Raw genomic sequence first — 20970 nt, forward strand, 5'->3', positions numbered from 1 at the left:
GGTGGCGCGTGGCTGAGCCACGGGCCACCGGCGGACGGTTCGCTCCCGGCGTTCGATCCGCTGCGCATGTTCTCAGCACAGACCGTGCCAACCCGCCCCGCTCTCTTGGCACGCGCCCGCAAACGCCCAAACCGTCCCGGATCGGCACAATCGACTGTCACACAAGTGCCGTTTCGAGACACCACCACGCGGGATAGGCCGCGCGGATCGCATAGGCTCCGGCGCGGCAGGCGTCAGGGTCGTTAAAGACCGCGAAGCAGGTCGCTCCCGATCCCGACATGCGGACGAGCACTGCGCCGTCCAACCGGTCGAGCGCATCGACGACTTCGCCGATCACCGGCGCGATCAGCTTGGCCGGCACGAACAGATCGTTGCGGCCGAGCGTCGCAACCGACCAGGCATCGCCACCAGGCAGCGGCCCACGGTCGACGCCGTCCCATCGCCCGAACACCGGAGCGGTAGGGACGGCAACGTTCGGATTGACCAGCACCACCGGCCGCCCGGCCAGCCCCTCGACCACGCGCAGGTCTTCGCCACGCCCCGCACCGAACGCCGTCCGCCCGAGCAGGCAGGCGGGAACATCCGAGCCGAGCGCCGCCGCAACGGCCATCAATCGCGGGTCATCGGTCACCACATCGGCAAGCCGGGCCGCCGCACGCAGCATCGCCGCCGCATCGGCCGACCCCCCGCCAATGCCCGAAGCGACGGGTAACCGCTTGTCGAGCGTGATCGCCAGCGGCGGCAGCGCCGCGACGTCCCGTGCAAACGCGTCGCGCGCCCGCGTCACCAGATTATCCCCGTCCGGCGTCAGTCCGCCCGCAAACGGCCCGACGATCTCGAACCGGTCGCACTCGGCCTCCGCTAAACTCAACACGTCGCCGTCCGCGACGAAGGCGAACAGCGTCTCCAGTTCGTGATAGCCATCCTCCCGCCGCCGGCGGACGTGGAGCGCGAGGTTCAGCTTGGCGGGTGCGGGTTCGACGATCATGGCCTCAGCTCGCCGGTCCATTCGCGAGCTTCGCCGATATCCGGTCGCGCTCTGCGACATCGGCGTAAACCGTTGCGGCTCGCCAGGCATAGCGCGCCTCGTACCGCCGACCGAGCGCCCAATAGGCATCACCCAGATGGTCGTTGATCGTCACATCGCCCGGCTCGGCCCGCGCGGCGCGTTCGAGCAGCGGCAGGCCCCTGGCGAGGTCGCCGGTACGGACATAGGCCCAACCGAGCGAATCGGCGATTGCGGCATCGTCGGGCTGCAACCTGGCCGCGCGTTCGAGCAGCGCCCGGGCGACAGCCAGATTTTCGCCCCGCTCGACCTGCGCATAGCCGAGGTAATTGAGCGCATGCGCCTCCTGCGGCGCCAGCGCGACCGCGCGTTCGAGGAACGGCTTTGCCTCCGCCCACTGCCCGGCCTGCTCCAGCGCACCGCCGCGCTGGAGGTAGAGCGTCCAGTCCGCCGCCGCCCCGGCGCGATCCAGCGCCGTGGCATAGGCGGCGGCAGCCTCGCGGTGCCGCCCTGCCCCGTCGAGCAACTCGCCCAGCCGCTGCGCCTCATCGGCGCCTGCACCCTTGGCATTGGCGGCGCGCTCGGCTGCGTCCAGCGCCCGATCGGTGTCGCCGGCGCGTGATAGGATCGTCACCGCCATCGCGTCCGCCGCGGCGGCGTACGGGCCGCGGCGATCCACCGCCTCCACGGTCGCGATCGCCCGCCCCTGCGCGCCGTCGTTCGACAGTGCGCCGGCGAGCGTCAGCCGGGCGCGATCATCGCGCGGGTCAAGTACCAGCGCGGCGCGGCATAGCACGATCGCCAACGGCCGGGCGTCGCCATCGACCAGATCGCCGGCCAGTCGCACGAACATGCGCGAGACGCCGAAGGCCGCCATCGGCTTCGCACCCCGCAGGCCTTCCCGCAGCGCGACCAGCACGGGGTCGTTGCCGGCAAGCAGCGCGCGCGCATCGTCGCGCCGTCCCTGCGCGACCAGCAGCTGCGCCGCCGCCGCGCGGATGGTTACGCTGTCGGTCCCGCCCGCAACCAGCGACCGCAGGGCGGTGACGCCCGCGTCAGCGCGTCCGGCCGCGATATCGATCAGCGCGCGGTTCTCCAGATTGAAGCGCCGCTCCAGCGCGCTCTTCGCCTCGGGATCGAGCGTCGCCGCTCCGCCTGCGTCGCCGCGTTCGAATGCCAGCCACGCCTTGATCGACGGCACCAGGAAATCAAGCGGCCCCTTCGCCATCCGGTCGACGGCGGCATTCGCCTCCTGCCAGCGGCGGTCGGCGATCGCATCAGCAACGTCGATCACGGCAACATCGGCGGGTGCGATGCCCGCCTGTTTCAGCGCGGCGACAGAGGTGCGGACGAGCGGCAGGTCGCCTGCGACCATCGCCTCGCGATACGCCCGCACGGCGATGAGCGCGTTGCCGGGCGAGGCGGCCAGCGCCGCGCGATAGCCCTCGACCGCCACATCGCTCCGCCCCGCCGCATCCGCTGCCCGCGCCCGGACATAGGCGCCGAGCGCTTGCGGGACGTCGGCGTGGGCGGGAGTCGCGGACAGAGCCAGCAGCAGGCTGACGGCGCCAATAGCCGCGCGGGCCGTCATGGGAGTCAACGCCATGAGACTGCTCCCCGAAGGCCAGACATCTGCAAATGAGCCTCCAGATGGCCGAAACTTACCGGTGTTCCCGCGCAGGCGGGAACCCAGGGCCAAGCCATACAACAGGTTGCGGTGCTCGCGACTCTGGGCTCCCGCCTGCGCGGGAGCACCGATCGAAGTCTCGCAGAGGTTTCGCGAAAACGCGGGTCGGACGCGAGCCATGCTCGCGCCGGCTGGCCCGGCACAGCTCCGCTACTCCCGGGCTCACATATTCGGATAATTCGGTCCCCCGCCACCTTCGGGCACGACCCAGTTGATGTTCTGAGTCGGGTCCTTGATGTCGCAGGTCTTGCAGTGGACGCAGTTCTGCGCGTTGATGACGAACTTCGGATCACCCGTCTCCGCACCGACCACCTCGTACACCCCGGCCGGGCAATAGCGCTGCGCCGGCTCGTCGAACATCGGCAGATCATAGGCGATCGGGATATCCGGGTCACGCAGCGTGAGATGGACCGGTTGATCCTCCTCGTGATTGGTGTTGGACAGGAACACCGACGACAGGCGGTCGAACGTCAGCTTGCCATCGGGCTTGGGATAATCGATCGGCGGGACCAGATCCTTGCGCCACAAAGTCTCGTTATCGGGCTTGTGGTGCAGCGTGAACGGCACCTTCAACCCGAAATTCTCCAGCCACATGGTGACGCCGGCGAGGCCGGAGCCGAAGAAATCGCCGAACCTCTTCACCAGCGGGACGACGTTGCGGACCATCGACAGCTCGGACTTCACCCAGCTCGCTTCGAACGCCTGCGGATAGGCCTCCAGCTCGTCCCCCGTGCGGCCCGCCTGGATCGCGGCGAAAGCAGCCTCGGCCGCCATCATCGCCGACTTCATCGCGGTATGCGTGCCCTTGATCCGCGGCACGTTCAGGAAGCCTGCCGAACAGCCGATCAGCGCGCCGCCGGGGAAGACCAGCTTCGGGACCGACTGCAACCCGCCGTCATTGATCGCCCGCGCGCCGTAGGAGACGCGCTTTCCTCCCTCCAAAATCTCGGCGATCGCGGGATGAGTCTTCCATCGCTGCATTTCCTGGAAGGGCGAGAGATAGGGGTTGGTGTAGCTCAGCCATGTCACGAAGCCGAGCGCGACCTGACCGTTCGCCTGGTGATACAGGAACCCGCCGCCGTTCGATCCTTGCGTCTCACTCAGCGGCCAGCCCTGGGTATGGATGACGCGGCCCGGGACATGCTTGTCGGGCGCGATGTCCCACAGTTCCTTGACGCCTATGCCATAGACCTGCGGGTCGCTGTCCGCCGCCAGGTCGAAGTTGCGGATCAGTTCCTTCGTCAGATGGCCGCGCACACCCTCCGCCAGGAAGGTATATTTGGCATGCAGCTCCAGCCCCGGCTGGTAATCAGGCTTGTGCGTACCATCTCGCGCCACGCCCATGTCGCCGGTCGCGACGCCCTTCACGCTGCCGTCTTCGTGGAACAGCACTTCAGCCGCGGCGAAGCCGGGGAAGATCTCGACGCCCAGTTCCTCGGCCTTGCCCGCCAGCCAGCGACACAGATTGCCGAGGCTGCCGGTATACGTGCCCTTGTTGTGCATGAAGCCGGGGGTCAGGAAATGCGGCAGTCCGCGCCGGCCCGTCTTGGTTAGCACCCAATGCTGGTTGTCGGTCACCGGCGTTTCGGCCAGCGGACATCCGTCCTCGCGCCAGTCGGGCAGTAGTTCGTCGAGTGCCTTGGGATCGATCACCGCACCCGACAGGATATGCGCGCCGACTTCCGACCCCTTCTCCAGCACGCAAACGGCCAGTTCACTGCCGGCCTCGTTCGCCAGCTGCTTCAGCCGGATCGCGGCGGACAGGCCCGCAGGTCCCGCGCCGACGATGACCACGTCATAGGGCATCGACTCCCGATCGGCCATGTCCCGTCTCCATCCTCATCACTATCGTGCGCGCCGCCTCCCGTCGCGAAGCCGGGGCGCCTTGCCTTTCGACCGGTTCGGGCAGATTGACGGCGGCGTCAAGGTGACTTCCTAGTACGGAGTTATGGGGGCGGATCAGCATCTCGATTGGGCGGCGAGCGCCCGCAGCGTGCTCGACTGGTGGCGCGAGGCCGGCGTGGACGTGCTCGTCGACGACGCGCCGCGCGACTGGCTTGCCGCGCCGCCGCCACCCGCGCCGGCGATCGACGCTACGGCAGCGCCTGTCGTTGCGGCGGCGGCCCTGCCGGACAATCTCGACGCCTTCCTCGCCTGGCGGGTCGGTGACGACGCCCCCGAAGGCGCCCAGCCGGGTGCCGTACTAGCCGAAGGCGACCCGGCCGCCGCGATTGCGATCGTCGTCGATTTCGCGGACGAGCATGGCCTGATCGGCGGCGTCGCCGGCGCTCTGTTCGACCGGATGCTCGCGGCGATCGGGCTGTCCCGCGAATCGGTGTATCTTGTCGCGCTGACGACGGCGCGACCACTGAATGATCGCCTTGCGCCCGACATGCTGCCGCGGCTCGGCCAACTGACCCGGCACCATCTCTCGCTTGCGACGCCGCAGCGCGTGCTCCTGCTCGGCCAAGCGGCGAGCCGTGCGGTCGTCGGGACGGACGGACGCTCCGGTCCGGGAATTTTGCAACCCGTTAACCTAAACACCGTAGAAATTCCGGCGGTTTCCAGCCTTCATCCGCGCTTCCTGCTGAAGCAGCCGGCGATGAAGGCGGAGGCATGGAAGGATCTGCAATTGCTGATGGGGGGACCGCGGTGAAGCGTTCCAGGTTCGTGCTCGCGGTGATCGCCGCTACCCTGCCGATGGCTGCACACGCCGCAGACCCGGCTGTACCGACCGGTGAAACCGATGCCGCTCCCGGCGTTGCCGACGCCCGCTTTCCCACCAGTTCCGCGGCGCCCAAGGGTGACGGGATTCCCGACCAGCTCGATGGCGACCAGCGGGCCGGCTACCGCGCTGTCTTCGCTGCGATCCGCGACGGCAAGTGGAGCGACGCCCAGCTCCAGCTCGACGCCATGAAGCCGGGTCCGCTCCACGCCATCGCTCGCGCGGAGATCGTGACGGCGAAGGGCTCGCCGAAGGCCGCACTCGAGCCGCTGCTCGCGCTGCTGGCCGAGGCCCCCGAACTGCCACAAGCGGCGCAGATCGCCCGCCTGGCCAAGAGCCGCGGAGCGGAGACGCTGCCGGTTCTTCCGACCGAGCAACGCCTTATCTGGTTCGACGGCGCCCCGAACCGCCAGCGCGCGGCGACGATCAAGAGCGATGCCGCCGCCGCCGAACTCGCCATCGCGATGCAGCCGCTCATCAAGGACGACCGCGGGACGGACGCCGAGGCGCTGGTCGAAAGCAAGGCCGCGCTGCTGACGCCCGAGGCGCTGGTCGAATGGCGCCAGCGGGTCGCATGGATCTACTATGTCGACGGCGATGACGCCGCCGCTCGTCGGGTCGCGGCACTTGCCCAGACCGGGACGGGCGAATGGGCGGCGCAGGCTGACTGGGTCGCGGGCCTCGCCTCGTGGCGGTCGAAGGACTTCGCCGCGGCCGCCGCCAACTTCGGCAACGTCGCACGACGCGCAGCGGATGCCGACCTGCGCGCTGCCGGGCTCTATTGGGCATCGCGCGCCGACATGGCGAGCGGACGGCCCGATCTTGTCCAGGGACGCCTGCAGGGTGCGGCGCAGTTCGGGGAGACCTTCTACGGCCAGCTCGCGCGCCAGGCGCTCGGCATTTCCGCACCGCTGACGCCGCCGGGCGAGAAGACGACCGCCGAGGACTGGCATGACCTCTCGCGCCGTCCCAACGTCCGCGTCGCCGCTGCCCTGGTCGAAATCGGCGAGAGCGAATTGGCTGACGAGGTCATCCGCCAGCAGGCAAAGATCGGCGACAGAGCCGAATATGCCGCCCTCACCCGACTCGCCGGTCGGCTCGACCTGCCCGCCGCGCAGCTCTGGCTGTCGCATAATTGTCCGCAGGGTGCGCAGCCGGTGATGACCGCGCGCTACCCGACGCCGAACTGGACGCCCGATGGCGGCTGGCGCGTCGACAAGGCGCTGGTCTATGCCCACGCCCTTCAGGAATCGCGCTTCCGCGCCGCGGTCGTCAGCCCGGCAGGCGCTTACGGGCTCATGCAGATCATGCCGGCTGCCGCGACCGACTATTCGCGCGAGCGCGGAACGACCGTCGACCGCGCCGCCCTCACCCGCCCGTCGACCAATATCGAGGTCGGTCAGCGCCACCTCGAAAAGCTGCGCGACATGGGGATCACCGGCGGCCTGCTGCCCAAGGTGATCGCCGCCTACAACGCTGGCCCCCTGCCGGTCAGCCTGTGGAACGCCCAGGCGCGCGACGGCGGCGATCCGCTGCTCTACATTGAGAGCATCCCCTATTGGGAAACGCGCGGATACGTCATGACCGTGCTGCGCAACTATTGGATGTACGAGGGCAAGGCCGGCAAACCGTCCGTCAGCCGCTCGGCGCTCGCGCAGGGGCTGTGGCCGAAATTCCCCGGCATGTCGGGCGCTGGCGCGGTCCGCGTCTCGGCGAGTGCCGCTCCCGGCGCGATCGCCAGTGCCAATTGACGAGAGCATCGCGTTCCGCCCCGTGCGGATCGCGGTGCTGACGGTCTCCGACACCCGCGGCTTGGCCGACGACCGCTCCGGCGACACGCTCGTCGCGCGGATCGCCGCGGCCGGCCACGAGCTCGCTGACCGCGCCATCGTCCGCGACGACACCGACACCATCGTCGCGCGCCTTCACGGCTGGATCGACGACCCGTCGGTCGATTGCATCATTACCACCGGCGGCACCGGCGTCACGGGTCGCGACGTGACGCCCGAAGCGATCGAGCGCGTCGCCGACAAGATGATCCCCGGCTTCGGCGAACTGTTCCGCTGGCTCAGCTATGAAAAGATCGGCACGTCCACGATCCAGTCCCGCGCCTGCGCCTGCGTCACGCGCGGCACCTATATCTTTGCGCTGCCCGGCTCCACGGGGGCGGTGAAGGATGGGTGGGACGGGATCTTTGCGAGCCAGCTCGATATCCGCCATCGACCGTGCAATTTCGTCGAGCTGATGCCGCGGCTGATGGAACGGTAGGGCGCAGGGTAATTCGTTCTTGAATTGTTCTCATGCAAGGTTACCGTTGTGGCATGGCCAACGCCAAGCCCCGAGTCGTCCGCGGCGCCACGCAGAATCACGAGAGTACGCGCTTCAGCCTTCCGCAAACTGAGGCGGACGGGGATTGGCTCGATGCGCGCGGTGATATCGATGGCGCCCCGTCACCGCTGCGCACCACGGTCACCATCGAGCGCCCCAAGACGATTATTTCCCGCAATCAGTCGCCCGACGTTTCGTTCGACCGCTCGGTAAATCCCTATCGTGGCTGCGAGCACGGGTGCATCTATTGCTTCGCCCGGCCGAGCCACGCCTTCCACGACCTGTCGCCTGGGCTCGATTTTGAGACAAAGCTGTTCGCCAAGCCGAGCGCGCCGGAGTTGCTCCGCGCCGAACTCGCCAAGCCCGGCTATGTCTGTCGGCCGATCGCATTCGGGACCAATACCGACCCGTACCAGCCCATTGAGGGTGACTGGCGAATCACGCGCGCCTGTCTGGAGGTCTTGGCCGCCTGCGATCATCCCGTGACGATCACGACCAAGTCGGACCGCGTCGGCCGCGACCTCGACTTGCTGGCGCCGATGGCGGCGAAGGGACTGGCGGCGGTGATGATTTCGGTCACGTCGCTCGATCCGAAGATCGCGATGACGGTCGAGCCGCGCGCGCCCCATCCGGAGCGGCGGCTGGCGGCGATCGCGAAACTGTCCGCGGCGGGCGTGCCGGTACGCATCTCGATTTCTCCGGTCATCCCCGCGATCACCGATCACGAGATCGAGGCACTGATCGCGCGCGGCGCCGAAGCAGGCGCCTGCGCGGCGGGGTTCATCCCGGTGCGCCTCCCCTGGGAAGTCGCGCCATTGTTCGAGGCCTGGCTCGACACTCACTTCCCCGACCGCAAGGGCAAGGTGATGGCGACGATCGCGAGCCTGCGCGGAGGCAAGCGCAACGACCCGAACTTCTTCACCCGGATGCAGGGCAGCGGGCCGTGGGCGGACCTGCTGCGGACGCGGTTTCATATCGCCTGCCGTAAGCATGGGCTGGATGGGGAGCGGGATCGGTTAAGGACGGACCTGTTCCGTCGCCCGGCCGGCGCGCAGGGTGAGTTGTTCTGATCGTGGATCATGCGCGCGCCGTCGCTCGTTGATGTCGCGAAGGAGAGCATGATGACCGACGAAAAGCCCCAGCCCGACGAGACGATCCTGGGCGGCGAATCGAGCGTGCCGGATACCGCCGGCAGCGCGGCAGGTGGTGCGGAGAACGCCCCGGCGCCGAAGGACAAGGATGCGACGAAGCCGCCGGAGCGCTAGGGAAGCGACTGGCGCTTCCGCGCAAGCGGCAGTCCAGCGTCAAGCAATACAGTGACTTGCGTCACTCTTGGCTCTGGGCTCCCGCCTGCGCGGGAGCACTGACGGAACTTCGCAAAGGCATGGCGAGCTTGGGAGCACGTTACGACGGCGGAGAGCTCCCCGTGTCCGTATCGCGTTCGCCCTGAGCCTGTTGAAGGGCCGTACATCGATCCGCCTGCTTCTGACTTGGGAGCGACCTTCGGTGTGTCGACAGGCTCAGCACTAAGGTGTTGAATCAGGACCCCTACGCAGCTGCCAGCTGGTAATCGCGATACTTCTCGCGGATCGCCGTCTTCAGCAGCTTTCCAGTCGCCGTATGCGGCAGGTCGTCAACGAAAACGATCTCGTCCGGCAGCCACCATTTGGCGACGTGCTTCGCCAGATGCGCGGTGATCTCGGCGGGCGTCACGTCACTGCCCGGCTTGCGCACGACGAGCAGGATCGGGCGCTCGTCCCATTTGGGATGCCGAACGCCGATCGCCGCCGCTTCCCCCACACCCGCGCACCCGATCGCGGCGTTCTCCAGCTCGACCGAACTGATCCACTCGCCGCCCGACTTGATGACATCCTTCGAGCGATCAGTGATCCGCATCGTGCCATCGGGGTGGAGCGCGGCGACGTCGCCGGTATCGAACCAGCCGTCCGCAGTCACGCAATCCGCGTCGCCCTTGAAATAGCGCTGGACGATCCACGGACCGCGGATCTGGAGCCGGCCCGTTGCTTCGCCGTCGCGCGGGAGGACGGCGTCCGCGTCATCGACGATGCGCAGTTCGACGCCGAACGGCACACGGCCCTGGCGGACGGTCTGATCGACCTTCTGCTCGAAGCTAAGGTCGTCCCAGTTGGGACTGGGTGCGCCCATCGTGCCGATCGGCGAGGTCTCGGTCATGCCCCATGCGTGATTGACCCGAACGCCCATTTTCATGATCCGCTCGATCATCGCGCGCGGAGCCGCCGACCCGCCGATGGTGACGACCTTGAGATGCTTGGGCGCTTCGCCCGTCGCGTCCATGTGCTGGAACATCGCCAGCCACACGGTCGGAACGCCGGCGGTGTGCGTCACCTTCTCGTCGTTCATCAAGGTACACAGCACCTTGGGGTCGTTGACTGCGGAAAAGACGATCTTGATCCCCGCCGCCGCGCTCGCGAACGGCAGGCCCCAGCCGACGGCATGGAACATCGGCACGATCGGCAGGGCCACCGCCCGACTGTCGAGATCGAACACCGCCGGCTGCAACTCGGCCAGCGCATGGATCATGTTCGAGCGATGGGTGTAGAGCACGCCTTTCGGATCGCCCGTCGTCCCACTGGTGTAGCACAGCAGGCACGGCTCGCGCTCCGGCCCGGTCACCCATCGATAATCGCCGTCCTCCGCATCGAGCAACTCATCATATTCGCCGTTGTCGAAACAGACGTAGTGGCGGATCGTCGTCCATTGCGGCTTCATGCGCTCGACGATCGGCGCGAACATCGCGTCATAGAGAAGGACTTGGTCCTCGGCATGGTTGGCGATGAAGGCGAGTTGATCCTCGAACAGCCGCGGGTTGATCGTGTGTATCACCCCGCCCATCCCGATCGCACCATACCACGCCACCAAATGACCGACATGGTTCATCGCCAGCGTCGCGACGCGCTCTCCTTTTCGAACGCCCAATCGCTCCAGCGCCTGCGCCAGTCGCCGTGCATCGCGGTGGACGCCGGCCCAGTCGGTGCGGGTGGTGCGCCCATCGGCCCAGCGCGTGACGATCTCACGACCGCCATGTTCGCGCGCGGCGTGATCGAGCAGCAACGGTACCCGCAGTTCCACGTCCTGCATGGCGCCAAGCATCGCATCTCTCCTTCGTACCGATCTTTCGAACGAAGGTGCCGGAGCAATCCAGGCTTGGCAAGGCTAACCTAAATTTGGTTGGCGTATGGAGCCACCCCTGCGCCCTTCCTAGATAAAAGCGGAGTTTTCAGCCGGCCAGCGACAGTCCGGGTTCCGTCGTCAGCGCAACATCGCGCACACCTACGACACGTCCGACCGCGGTCGCTAGTTCCGGGTCGATCCGAAAGTCCCGGCCGACCACCAGCATCGCCTCGCCGCCGTCCGGCAGGGACACGCGCGCGCGCACTTCGCCCCGTCCGCCCCGGGCCGGATCGAGGAGCTTCGCCAGATGGGCCCAGGCCGACGCCGTGTCGACGGTGCAGGCGAGGCTCATCCGCGCGGCCTGCGCCAGATCCTCCAGCGGACGGATGCGGCGGACGGTCACGCGGGCGCTGTCCTCCCCCGCACGACGGTCGAGCTCGACGGTCATCAGCCCGCATCCACCCTCGCGGCTCGCCTCTTCAAGATCCTTTGACACCGCCTCGTCGAAGCAGGTCGCCGGAATCTGTCCTGACTGATCGCTGAGCGTCATCATCAGATAGCGGTTGCCGCGCGCCGATGTGCGCCAGCGTGCGTCTTCGACCAAGGCGGCGATGGTCGCCCCAGAGCGCGCGCCTTCCGCAACCGGAACCTCGCCCAGCGCCGCGATCGGCCGCGCGCCCTGCCCGCGCGCCAGATGGGCATAGCGATCGAGCGGGTGGGAAGAGAAGAAGAAGCCAAACGCCTCCTTCTCCGCCTCGATCCTTTTGGCGAGCGTCCAATGCGCGCTCTGCGGCAGTTCGATGTGGACGCGGTGCTCATTGACCGCGGACAGGAAATCGCCCTGCCCGGACATTTCGCTCTGCTTGTGGCGCGACGCCTCCGCCAGCAAAGTCTCCGCCACCGCGAATACGCCGGCCCGGTTCGGGTCGATCGAATCGAACGATCCCGCCGCCGCCAGCGTCTCGACCTGCCGCTTGTTGAGAAGGCGCGGATCGACCCGCTTCGCCAGATCGTCGAGCGAGGCGAACTTGCCGTTCTCTTCCCGCTCGGCGACCAGTAGCTCCATCGCGCGCTCGCCGACGCCCTTCAGCGCACCCAGGCCATAGCGGACGGCGTGACCGTCCTCATACGGCTCGACAGAAAACTTCGCCTCCGCCGCATTCAGGTCGGGCGGCAGGCACGGCACGCCCAGCCGCTTCATATCGTCGATGAAGATGCAGAGCTTGTCGGTCTGGTGCATGTCGAAGCACATCGACGCGGCGAAGAATTCGTGCGGATAATGCGCCTTCAGCCAGGCGGTCTGGTACGCCAGCAGCGCATAGGCCGCGGCGTGGCTCTTGTTGAAGCCGTAGCCGGCGAACTTGTCGATCAAGTCGAACAGCTGGTTGGCATAGGCTTCGGGGATCTGGTTGTGCGCGGCGCATCCCTCGACGAAGGTGGCGCGCTGGGCATCCATTTCCGCCTGGATCTTCTTGCCCATCGCGCGCCGCAACAGGTCCGCGCCGCCCAGCGAATAGCCCGCCAGGATCTGCGCGGCCTGCATCACCTGTTCCTGGTAGACGAAGATGCCGTAGGTTTCGGCCAGGATCGGCTCGAGCAGCGGATGCGGGTACTGCACCGTCTCCCGCCCGTTCTTGCGGGCCCCGAAGGTCGGGATGTTGTCCATCGGACCCGGCCGGTAGAGCGACACGAGCGCGATGATGTCGCCGAAATTGGACGGCCGTACGGCACTGAGCGTGCGGCGCATACCGTCGGATTCCAGCTGGAACACCCCGACCGTATCGCCGCGTTGCAGGAGCGCGTAGACCTCGGGATCGTCCCAGGCGAGCGTGTCGAGATCGACGTCGATACCGCGATTGCCGAGCAGTTCGACCGCCTTCTTCAGCACGGACAGCGTCTTCAGGCCGAGAAAGTCGAACTTCACCAGCCCCGCGCCTTCGACATATTTCATGTCGAACTGGGTGACCGGCATATCCGACCGTGGATCGCGGTAGAGCGGCACCAGCTGGCTGAGTGGCCGGTCGCCGATCACCACGCCCGCGGCGTGGGTCGACGAGTGCCGCGGCAGCCCTTCCAGCTTCTGCGCGAGGTCGAGCAGGTGGCGGACGTCGCTGTGGTTCTTGTATTCGGCCGCCAGTTCCGCGACGCCGTTCAGCGCCCGCTCCAGCGTCCAGGGATCGGTCGGGTGGTTGGGAATCAGCCCGGCGAGGCGGTTGACCTGGCCATAGCTCATCTGGAGCACGCGGCCGGTGTCCTTCACGACCGCGCGTGCCTTCAGCTTTCCGAAGGTGATGATCTGCGCGACCTTGTCGTGGCCATAGCGTTCCTGAACGTAGCGGATGACCTCGCCACGCCGGGTTTCGCAAAAGTCGATGTCGAAGTCGGGCATCGACACGCGTTCCGGATTAAGGAAGCGTTCGAACAGCAGGCCTAGCTTGATCGGATCGAGATCGGTGATCGTCAGCACCCAGGCGACGACCGAGCCCGCGCCCGAACCACGCCCCGGCCCCACCGGAATGTCGCGCTCCTTCGCCCATTTGATGAAGTCGGCGACGATCAGGAAATAGCCCGGGAACCCCATCTGGATGATGACGTCGAGCTCGAATTCCAGGCGTTTCCGGTACGTCTCGACCGCGGCGTCGTCAGCGATGCCCGCCTTCTCCAGCCGCATCGCCAGGCCTGCACGCGCCTGATCGCGCAACATCGCGGCCTCGCCTTCGATGTCGCCGGCGAGGCTGGGCAGGATGGGCTTCCGCTTGGGCGCCGCGACCGCGCATCGCTGAGCGACGACCAAGGTGTTGTCGATCGCCTCGGGCAGATCGGCGAACATCTCGCGTATCATGTCCGCGGGCTTCATCCACGCGTCGGGCGAGGAGCGTTTGCGGTCGTCGCTGGTGACGTAGCTCGAGGAGGCGATGCACAGCATCGCGTCATGGGCTTCGTGGAAACTGTCCTCCGCAAAACAGCACGGGTTGGTGGCGACCAGCGGCAGGTCGCGGGCGTAGGCGAGGTCGATCAGCGCCTCTTCCGCGCGTGCCTCGACCGCGTCGCCGCGTCGGCTGATCTCGATATACAGCCGGTTCGGGAACAAAGCCTGCAACCGATCGGCATAGGCCGCCGCGGCGTCCGGCTGATCCTCGGCGTAGAGTCGCGCGAGCGCGCCCTCCCCGCTCGCGGTCAGCGCGATCAGGCCGTCGGTGCGCCCCTCCAACGCGTCGAGCAAGACATGGGCATCCTCCTCGACCGGACGGCCGAGATGTGCTTCGCTGACCAGCGCACAGAGGTTGTCGTATCCGGTCGTGTCCTGCGCATAGAGGGCCAACCAGTCGATCGGTGCCTCGACACCCTCCGGCACCGGCCGTTTGACCGCGAGCAACGTGCCGATGACCGGCTGCACGCCTTCGCTCTTGCACGCGTCCCCGAACGCCATCGCGGCGTAGAGCCCATTGCGATCGGCAAGCGCCACGGCAGGAAAGCCAAGCGCTTTGGCTCGTTTTGCGATCGCCTTGGGCTCGATCGCCCCTTCGAGCATCGTGTAGGATGAGAAGACGCGGAGGGGGACGAAACCGGAATGTGTCACGGGTAGGAGAGTAAGCCGCCGGGCCAGGGTTTGGAAGGCGGCATGGCCGGTTATCCACACCTATCGGCGTGATCGCCGAACCCACCCGTTCGCCCTGAGCCTGTCGAAGGGCCGTTCTTCGATACGCCCGCTGATCGCTCGCGGCTCAAAGAACGGTGCTTCGACAGGCTCAGCACGAACGGAGTGAGGGTGTCGCCTGATCGGTGACAGAGTGGTTACAGCAACGCCTCGATATCCTTCGCGATATCCTCGGGCTTCGTCGTCGGCGCATATCGATCGACGACCTTGCCATCGCGACCGACCAGAAACTTGGTAAAATTCCACTTGATCGCTTCCGACCCCAACAGCCCCGGCGCCGCATGCTTGAGATGCTGGAACAACGGCGCCGCGCCCTCCCCGTTCACATCGACCTTGGCGAAGACGGGGAAGGTCACGTCATAGGTCAGCGAACAGAAATTCGCGATCTCCGCCGCATCGCCCGGCTCCTGCTTGCCGAACTGGTTGCACGGAAACCCCAGCACCGCGAACCCGCGGTCGGCATAGCGGCGATGCAGCGCCTCCAGCCCGGCATATTGCGGCGTGAACCCGCATTTCGACGCCGTGTTGACGATCAGGAGAACCTTGCCAGCATAGGGCGAAAGATCGGTTTGCGCACCGTCTGCTGTCGTGACGGGAATGCTCGTCAGGTCGCTCATTCGAGTACCCCCTCATGCAGCCGGACAACGCGGTCCATCCGTGCCGCCAGCCTTTCGTTGTGCGTCGCGACCAGTGCCGAGGAGCCTTGGTCGCGCACCAGCCGCAGGAACTCGGCGAAGACGATGTCGGCGGTCGCTTCGTCCAGGTTGCCGGTGGGTTCGTCGGCCAGCACCAATGCGGGCTTGTTCGACAGCGCGCGCGCCACCGCGACGCGTTGCTGCTCGCCACCCGACAATTGGCTCGGCCGATGCCCCAGACGCTTGGCAAGGCCGAGCGCTCTGAGCAGCGTATCGGCCCGCGCTTCCGCCTCGGCGCGCGGGGTGCCGTGGATCAGCTGCGGCAACACGACATTTTCCTGCGCGGAAAAGTCGGGCAGCAGATGGTGGAACTGATAGACGAAGCCCATGCGGTCGCGCCGCGTTTCGGTCCGCCCGGCGCTGTCGAGCTTTGCCGCTTCGGTGCCGAGGATGCGGATCGACCCGTCGAAGCCGCCTTCGAGCAGGCCGACCGCCTGAAGCAACGTCGACTTGCCCGAACCCGACGGCCCGAGCAGCGCGACGATCTCGCCCGACCCGACACGCAGGTTGACGCCGCGCAGCACCTCGATCGTGACGTCCCCCTGCGTGAAACTGCGGCGCAGATCCGTGGTTTCGAGAACGGCCGGGCCAGCGAAATTAGTCATAGCGCAGCACCTGCACGGGATCGGTATTGGCCGCCTTGAACGCCGGATACAGCGTGGCGAGCAAGCTGAAGCCGAACGCCATCGCGGCGATGCCGATCACTTCCAACGGATCGGTCTTCGCCGGCAATTCGGTCAGGAACCGCATCGACGGGTCCCAAATCTGCTGACCGCTCACGAAGCCGAGGAAGCTGACCACGCTCTGCCGGTAAGTCAGCAGGATGAAGCCCAGGATCAGGCCAAGAATGATCCCGACTGCCCCGATCGAGGTTCCGACCGTCATGAAGATGCGGATCAGCCCGCCGCGCGTCGCGCCCATCGTCCGCAGGATCGCGATGTCGCGCGTCTTTGCACGGACCAGCATGATCAGCGACGACAGGATGTTGAACACCGACACCATGATCAGGATCGACAGCACGGTAAACGTCACCAGCCGGTCAACCGACAGCGCCTCGAACAGCTGCGAATTCATCTGGCGCCAGTCCTGCACCACGCCGCGGCGCCCGACGACGCGCGCGAGTGGCGTCGCAATGTCGGCGACGCGGTCGGGATCGGTCACGTCCAGTTCGATCATGCCGACCGAATCGCCCATCAGCAGCAACGTCTGCGCGTCCTGCATCGGCATGATGACGAACGCCTTGTCGTAATCGAACACCCCGACTTCGAAGATCGCGCCGACACGGTAGCTGACGATGCGCGGAACCGTGCCCATCGGCGAGGCGGGACCTTCGGGGCTGATCAGCTGGACCTCCGACCCTTCGGATACGCCGAGCGATTCAGCGAGCCGCGAGCCGATGCCGATCATCCCGCTGTCGGGGCGTAAGTTACTGAGCGACCCGGCGACGACCTTGCCATTCAGCGTCGGGTTGGTGCGAATATCCTCGACCCGCATGCCGCGGACGATGACGCCGGCGACCCGGCCCTCCGCGCTGGCCATCAGCGGGTTTTCGATCAGCGGCGTGGCGGACACGACACCGGGGATCTTGCGCGTCTCCGCCAGTATCTCGCGCCAGTCGCGCAACTGGTTGCCATAGCCCTGGACGACAGCGTGACCGTTCAGCCCGACGATCTTGTCGAACAGCTCCGCGCGGAAACCGTTCATGACGCTCATCACGACCACAAGCGCGGCGACGCCGAGCATGACAGCGACCAGGCTGATGCCCGCGACCAGCGCGATGAACGCCTCCCCCCGACCGGGAAGCAGGTAACGGCGGGCGATCATCCGCTCGTAGGACGACAATAACATGGGTGCCGCCCTAGGGGGGCGGCCGGACGGCGGCAAGCATGCTGTTGCACGATTCCCACAACTGTCGCGCAATCGTCGCGACAGCTTCTGTTCAGGGATGACAAGGCCGGCCGGCAGGCATAGTCCAACACTCACTGAAACACAGGCAGCAACGGCCGTGGTTCAGGGAGGCCTTGCGGCCCCGTCGTTCTGGGAGGATCGACGTGTGGGCCGCAGGTTGGACATCAAGGGGGCTGACGAATTCATTTTCGTCACGCAGGACGCCCGGGCTGGAAACGGCCCGGGCGTTTGCGTTTGGGCGAAGGCGGCGCAATGCCACGCCGGTGCGCGCTCGACGCGCAACGCCCAAACCGGCCGGCGGGCGCTGGGTCAGCGCCCGACCGACGACGGCGGCTTCGCCGCCGGCGCTGGCGCCCGGAGCGATCCGTTTGCCCCCTCCCGTTCGCCCTGAGCGAAGTCGAAGGGCGGCCCTCGACCATGTGCTTCGACTGCGCTCAGCACGAACGGTGGAATAGCGTCGATCGGAACCGACCCCAACTCAAGCCACACAAGGCCGTTCGTGCTGAGCTTGTCGAAGCACCGCACTTCGTGCCGCCAGGTCAATCCGGGCGTATCGCAGTACGGCCCTTCGACAGGCTCAGGGCGAACGGAATGGGGCAGACGTTAAAAGCTCTTGCCTAAGGTGATTCCATAAGTTTGTGGATCGCCCACATTCCCCGCGATCAGCCCGGTATTCCCCGGCGTCGTCGCCAACACCTCATAATAACGCGTATCGAACACATTCCGCACCCAGCCGAACACATTGAATCCGTTCGTACTCCGGAACCCGGCGCGCAGATTGGTCAGCGTATAGCCGTCGATGTCGGTGTAGATCGACCGCGAGGCATTCGACGAGAATGTCGTCCGCGTACTCGCGTCCACCCCGACATAGGTCTGCCCGTCGAGCCCGAACAACCGCGCCGGCAGATTATACTCGCCGCCGTACGAGAACGCCCATTTCGACACGCCCGGCAGGCGCTGGCCCGAGATATCGCACACGATCGGGCTGTTCGTTCCCGGCGCACCCGGCGCGCCGATCGGCGTGCCGCTGCCGCCGCCCGACAGTTCGGGCGGGCACGGCGCATTCTTGAAATCGAGGTAGCGTGCATCGTTGAACGCGCCGTTGAGGTAGGCGGTCAGGCGATCGGAGGGACGGATCGAGAAGTCCGCCTCGATCCCGCGCACCCGGACCTTGCCGGCGTTGGCGAGATAGCCGCGCAGCGTCGAGGTAGACTGGTTGTTCACGATCGCCTGATAATCGCGGATCGTCGTCCAGAAGCCGGTGACGTTCAGCGTCGCGCGGCGATCCCAGAACTGCGACTTCACGCCGGCTTCGAAATGGTCGACCTTCTCCGGCGCGATCTGCGCGAGTTGGGTCTGAACCACACCGTTGACCACCGGCACGCCGTTCAGGTTCAGCCCGCCCGATTTGAAGCTGTGCGCATAGGTCGCATAGAGCAACACGTCCTGCGCCGGCTTGTACGACCCGGTCAGGTCGTATGAGACGTTCCAGGCGCGATAGGCCTCGTCGGTGAACGCCTGCGGCTGGATCGCGTCGCGCTGCGCCGCCTGCCGTGCGGTGCCGCCGGAATAAGGGACCAGATTGCCCTGCGCGTCGCGCACGATGCTGACGTAGCTGCCGACCTTGTCGTCGTAGTTCACCCGGAAGCCCGGCGACAGGGTGAAGCGGTCGTCGATGCGCCAGTTGAACTTGCCGAACAGCGCGCCGCTGAAATTCTTCAGGCGGATGTCGTTGTTCGCGGTCAGCCCGTCCAGCACGCTCGGATCGTTCGCCAAGAACGGCGATCCCGCTACCGACGTATCGCGGGTCGACGGGTTAATCAGCCAGCGGCTCGCCGCCGACCCCTGGCGCTGGACGCCGGTCGTGTGGATGTCCTGGTAGAAGCCGAACAGGCCGACGACATAGTCGAAGCCCTTGCCGTCGCCGGCGAAGCGGAATTCCTGCGTATATTGGTCCTGATGCGTCGGGTTCTGCGACAGCGTCGTGATCGGCAGGCCGGTGAAGTCGCGGTCGTTGGCCGGCAGCCAGTCCCAGAATCGCCAGGCGGTGATCGACGTCAGCCGCCCCGCCCCCGTTTCCAATTCGCCGCGTAGCGACGCGCCGCCCAGCACGTTCTTCGCGTTGAGTTCAGCATCCAGATCAGTCAGCCGATCGAACGGATTGCGGCTGACCGGCTCATAGCCCTGCGCCCGCGCCAGCGCGTCGAACTGGCGATTGAGCGGGCGCTGCGTGTTCCCGACCCGCACGAAGATCTGCGCGCAGCATTCGGGGTTCTGGCGCGAGTAGTCGCCGCTCAGCGTGAAATCGAGGCTGTCGCTCGCGCGGAACAGCAGTGCGCCGCGGACGCCCAGATTGTCCTGCTCGTTGACATAGGTGCCACTGCGAACGTTGAAGACGGTTCCGCGCCGGCTGGTCGTCGCCAGTCCCAGTCGCGCCGCGACGCGGTCGCCCAGCGGGCCGGAGATCGACGCCTTCGCCTGCTTGAAGTCCAGATTGCCGGCGGACACCTCCGCCCGCCCCTCGAAGTCGAAGCTCGGCGCGCGGCTGGTAATGTTGATCGCGCCGGCGACGGTGTTCTTGCCGTACAGCGTCCCCTGCGGCCCGCGCAGCGTCTCCACCTGCTGCACGTCGAGGAAGTCGAGCGTCGCCGCCGCCACGCGGCTCAAATAGACTTGGTCGATATAGACGCCGACGCCCTGGTCGATCCCGTCGTTGGTCAGGCCGAGCGGCGCACCGAGGCCGCGAATGTTGACCGACGAGTTGCGCGGGTTGGTCGAGTAGAATTGCAGCGTCGGCTGAAGCTGCTGGAGCCGTGCCACGTTGAAGCTGCCAGTGTCGTCTATCTCCTTCACGCCGACGACCGACAGTGCGATCGGCACATTCTGCGCGCGCTCTTCGCGGCGCCGCGCGGTGACGACGATATCTGAAGCGACCGAACTACGCTGGACGTCCTCCTCGGTCCGCTGCGGATCGCCCGGCATGACCTGAGTCGCGGGCGTGCCCTGGACGACGACCGATGGCGGCGGGACGGCAGTGGTCGTCTGGAGGATCAGTGCAAGTGGCAGGATGGTCGGCATGTGGCAGGCCCCTTTTTGATGGTTTCCCCCTTATTCCCACCTATCGGATGGGACTTTATACAAAGAAGGAATATCGGCTGCGAAAGCTGCACTACGCCTTGCACGTTCTCAGTGACTTAGCCCCTCTTGAAACCCCGATTTCTCATTCCAAATATGCGCCACGCGGCGCCGCGAAACGGGCCGCGGCGACTCCGATGTCGCGCACAAGCGGGCACTCGGATGCGACGTTTCAGAACGCTCATATTTGGAGGCTTTGAACCCATGCGTCAGATCGATTTTACCCCTTACCGCCGCTCCACCATCGGCTTCGACCGGCTGTTCGACATGCTCGAACAGGGCACCCGGAGCGCGCCGGCCGAGAATTATCCGCCGTTCAATCTCGAGCGCGTGGCTGAGGATCGCTACCGCATCACGCTGGCGGTCGCGGGCTTTCGTCCGGATGAACTCGACATCACCGCGCAGCAGAACCTGCTGGTCGTCGCGGGCAAGAAGAGCGAGGCGCAGGACAATGCGGCACAGATGCTTCACTTGGGCATCGCCAACCGCAGCTTCGAGCGTCGGTTCGAGCTCGCCGACTTCATCCGCGTGGTGGATGCCGACCTGAAGGACGGCCTGCTAGTCATCTCGCTGGTTCGTGAAGTGCCCGAGGCGATGAAACCCAAGAAGGTCGCGATCGGCAGCGGATCGACCGTGGAAGACGTTCCTGCGATCGAGGCCAAGGCCGCATAACGC

16 protein-coding genes are annotated in these 20970 nt (G+C 66.5%); 7 read left to right on the plus strand and 9 right to left on the minus strand.

What is annotated here, in order from left to right; translation table 11 throughout:
- Positions 1 to 157 precede the first annotated feature (157 nt).
- The 3 genes from ACFSC3_RS14125 to ACFSC3_RS14135 form a co-directional block, all read right to left on the minus strand.
- Positions 158 to 988 (minus strand): 4-(cytidine 5'-diphospho)-2-C-methyl-D-erythritol kinase, encoded by an 831-nt coding sequence (locus tag ACFSC3_RS14125; RefSeq protein WP_380941079.1) that lies wholly within the window; start codon positions 986 to 988, stop codon positions 158 to 160.
- Between the two features lie 4 nt (positions 989 to 992).
- The gene (locus tag ACFSC3_RS14130) at positions 993 to 2612 is read right to left on the minus strand and encodes a tetratricopeptide repeat protein (protein ID WP_380941080.1); all 1620 of its coding nucleotides are present in this window, start codon (positions 2610 to 2612) and stop codon (positions 993 to 995) included.
- Positions 2613 to 2855: 243 nt separating this feature from the next.
- Complete coding sequence (locus ACFSC3_RS14135; RefSeq protein ID WP_380941081.1) at positions 2856 to 4517, minus strand: electron transfer flavoprotein-ubiquinone oxidoreductase; 1662 nt, start codon at positions 4515 to 4517, stop codon at positions 2856 to 2858.
- Between the two features lie 124 nt (positions 4518 to 4641).
- Between ACFSC3_RS14135 and ACFSC3_RS14140 the strand changes: the two genes are divergently transcribed.
- From ACFSC3_RS14140 to ACFSC3_RS14160, 5 genes are read left to right on the plus strand one after another with little or no spacing between them, the layout of a single operon-like run.
- Positions 4642 to 5349, plus strand: a complete 708-nt coding sequence (locus ACFSC3_RS14140; protein WP_380941082.1) for a uracil-DNA glycosylase family protein — start codon at positions 4642 to 4644, stop codon at positions 5347 to 5349.
- Between the two features lie 44 nt (positions 5350 to 5393).
- Positions 5394 to 7169: a lytic transglycosylase domain-containing protein gene (locus tag ACFSC3_RS14145; RefSeq protein WP_380941469.1), complete on the plus strand. Its 1776-nt coding sequence runs from the start codon at positions 5394 to 5396 to the stop codon at positions 7167 to 7169.
- A complete protein-coding gene (moaB, locus tag ACFSC3_RS14150; protein ID WP_380941083.1) occupies positions 7159 to 7686 on the plus strand; it encodes a molybdenum cofactor biosynthesis protein B in 528 nt (175 codons plus the stop codon). The genes ACFSC3_RS14145 and moaB overlap by 11 nt, the downstream gene beginning before the upstream one ends.
- A 53-nt stretch (positions 7687 to 7739) precedes the next feature.
- Entirely contained in the window at positions 7740 to 8816 is a 1077-nt protein-coding gene (locus tag ACFSC3_RS14155) for a PA0069 family radical SAM protein (protein ID WP_380941084.1), read from the plus strand.
- Between the two features lie 48 nt (positions 8817 to 8864).
- Complete coding sequence (locus ACFSC3_RS14160; RefSeq protein ID WP_380941085.1) at positions 8865 to 9011, plus strand: hypothetical protein; 147 nt, start codon at positions 8865 to 8867, stop codon at positions 9009 to 9011.
- Between the two features lie 283 nt (positions 9012 to 9294).
- Here the strand turns inward: ACFSC3_RS14160 and ACFSC3_RS14165 are convergent, their stop codons facing one another.
- The 5 genes from ACFSC3_RS14165 to ACFSC3_RS14185 all read right to left on the minus strand — a co-directional run bounded on the left by ACFSC3_RS14165 (position 9295) and on the right by ACFSC3_RS14185 (position 17100).
- On the minus strand, positions 9295 to 10878 hold the full coding sequence (locus ACFSC3_RS14165; RefSeq protein ID WP_380941086.1) for a long-chain fatty acid--CoA ligase: 1584 nt from the start codon (positions 10876 to 10878) through the stop codon (positions 9295 to 9297).
- A 127-nt stretch (positions 10879 to 11005) separates the two neighbouring features.
- The gene (dnaE, locus tag ACFSC3_RS14170; protein WP_380941087.1) at positions 11006 to 14479 is read right to left on the minus strand and encodes a DNA polymerase III subunit alpha; all 3474 of its coding nucleotides are present in this window, start codon (positions 14477 to 14479) and stop codon (positions 11006 to 11008) included.
- Between the two features lie 215 nt (positions 14480 to 14694).
- Positions 14695 to 15174, minus strand: a complete 480-nt coding sequence (locus ACFSC3_RS14175) for a glutathione peroxidase (RefSeq protein ID WP_380941088.1) — start codon at positions 15172 to 15174, stop codon at positions 14695 to 14697.
- Positions 15171 to 15857: an ABC transporter ATP-binding protein gene (locus ACFSC3_RS14180; protein ID WP_380941089.1), complete on the minus strand. Its 687-nt coding sequence runs from the start codon at positions 15855 to 15857 to the stop codon at positions 15171 to 15173. Before ACFSC3_RS14180 ends, ACFSC3_RS14175 begins: the two co-directional genes overlap by 4 nt.
- Positions 15850 to 17100 carry a lipoprotein-releasing ABC transporter permease subunit gene (locus tag ACFSC3_RS14185; protein WP_380941090.1) on the minus strand — a complete coding sequence of 417 codons (1251 nt, stop codon included), beginning with the start codon at positions 17098 to 17100 and terminating at the stop codon, positions 15850 to 15852. The genes ACFSC3_RS14180 and ACFSC3_RS14185 overlap by 8 nt, the downstream gene beginning before the upstream one ends.
- Positions 17101 to 17305: 205 nt before the next feature.
- Here ACFSC3_RS14185 and ACFSC3_RS14190 point away from each other — a divergent pair, with 205 nt between their 5' ends.
- Complete coding sequence (locus ACFSC3_RS14190) at positions 17306 to 17551, plus strand: hypothetical protein (RefSeq protein ID WP_380941091.1); 246 nt, start codon at positions 17306 to 17308, stop codon at positions 17549 to 17551.
- Positions 17552 to 17763: 212 nt separating this feature from the next.
- On the opposite strand, the gene ACFSC3_RS14195 is transcribed toward ACFSC3_RS14190, so the two are convergent.
- Positions 17764 to 20238: a TonB-dependent receptor gene (locus ACFSC3_RS14195; RefSeq protein ID WP_380941092.1), complete on the minus strand. Its 2475-nt coding sequence runs from the start codon at positions 20236 to 20238 to the stop codon at positions 17764 to 17766.
- A gap of 261 nt (positions 20239 to 20499) precedes the next feature.
- On the opposite strand from ACFSC3_RS14195, the gene ACFSC3_RS14200 reads away from it, so the two are divergent.
- Positions 20500 to 20967 carry an Hsp20 family protein gene (locus ACFSC3_RS14200; protein ID WP_380941093.1) on the plus strand — a complete coding sequence of 156 codons (468 nt, stop codon included), beginning with the start codon at positions 20500 to 20502 and terminating at the stop codon, positions 20965 to 20967.
- Positions 20968 to 20970: the final 3 nt, after the last annotated feature.

The organism is Sphingomonas floccifaciens (assembly GCF_042681125.1).
Lineage (GTDB): Bacteria > Pseudomonadota > Alphaproteobacteria > Sphingomonadales > Sphingomonadaceae > Sphingomonas > Sphingomonas floccifaciens.

Coding starts and splice junctions, on each gene's coding strand:
- ACFSC3_RS14145 (WP_380941469.1), top strand. CDS start 5,394: ATGGCTGCACACGCCGCAGACCCGGCTGTACCGACCGGTGAAACCGAT.
- ACFSC3_RS14125 (WP_380941079.1), bottom strand. CDS start 988: ATGATCGTCGAACCCGCACCCGCCAAGCTGAACCTCGCGCTCCACGTC.
- ACFSC3_RS14130 (WP_380941080.1), bottom strand. CDS start 2,612: ATGGCGTTGACTCCCATGACGGCCCGCGCGGCTATTGGCGCCGTCAGC.
- ACFSC3_RS14160 (WP_380941085.1), top strand. CDS start 8,865: ATGATGACCGACGAAAAGCCCCAGCCCGACGAGACGATCCTGGGCGGC.
- ACFSC3_RS14175 (WP_380941088.1), bottom strand. CDS start 15,174: ATGAGCGACCTGACGAGCATTCCCGTCACGACAGCAGACGGTGCGCAA.
- ACFSC3_RS14195 (WP_380941092.1), bottom strand. CDS start 20,238: ATGCCGACCATCCTGCCACTTGCACTGATCCTCCAGACGACCACTGCC.
- ACFSC3_RS14200 (WP_380941093.1), top strand. CDS start 20,500: ATGCGTCAGATCGATTTTACCCCTTACCGCCGCTCCACCATCGGCTTC.
- ACFSC3_RS14155 (WP_380941084.1), top strand. CDS start 7,740: ATGGCCAACGCCAAGCCCCGAGTCGTCCGCGGCGCCACGCAGAATCAC.
- ACFSC3_RS14185 (WP_380941090.1), bottom strand. CDS start 17,100: ATGTTATTGTCGTCCTACGAGCGGATGATCGCCCGCCGTTACCTGCTT.
- ACFSC3_RS14180 (WP_380941089.1), bottom strand. CDS start 15,857: ATGACTAATTTCGCTGGCCCGGCCGTTCTCGAAACCACGGATCTGCGC.
- ACFSC3_RS14135 (WP_380941081.1), bottom strand. CDS start 4,517: ATGGCCGATCGGGAGTCGATGCCCTATGACGTGGTCATCGTCGGCGCG.
- ACFSC3_RS14140 (WP_380941082.1), top strand. CDS start 4,642: ATGGGGGCGGATCAGCATCTCGATTGGGCGGCGAGCGCCCGCAGCGTG.
- ACFSC3_RS14165 (WP_380941086.1), bottom strand. CDS start 10,878: ATGCTTGGCGCCATGCAGGACGTGGAACTGCGGGTACCGTTGCTGCTC.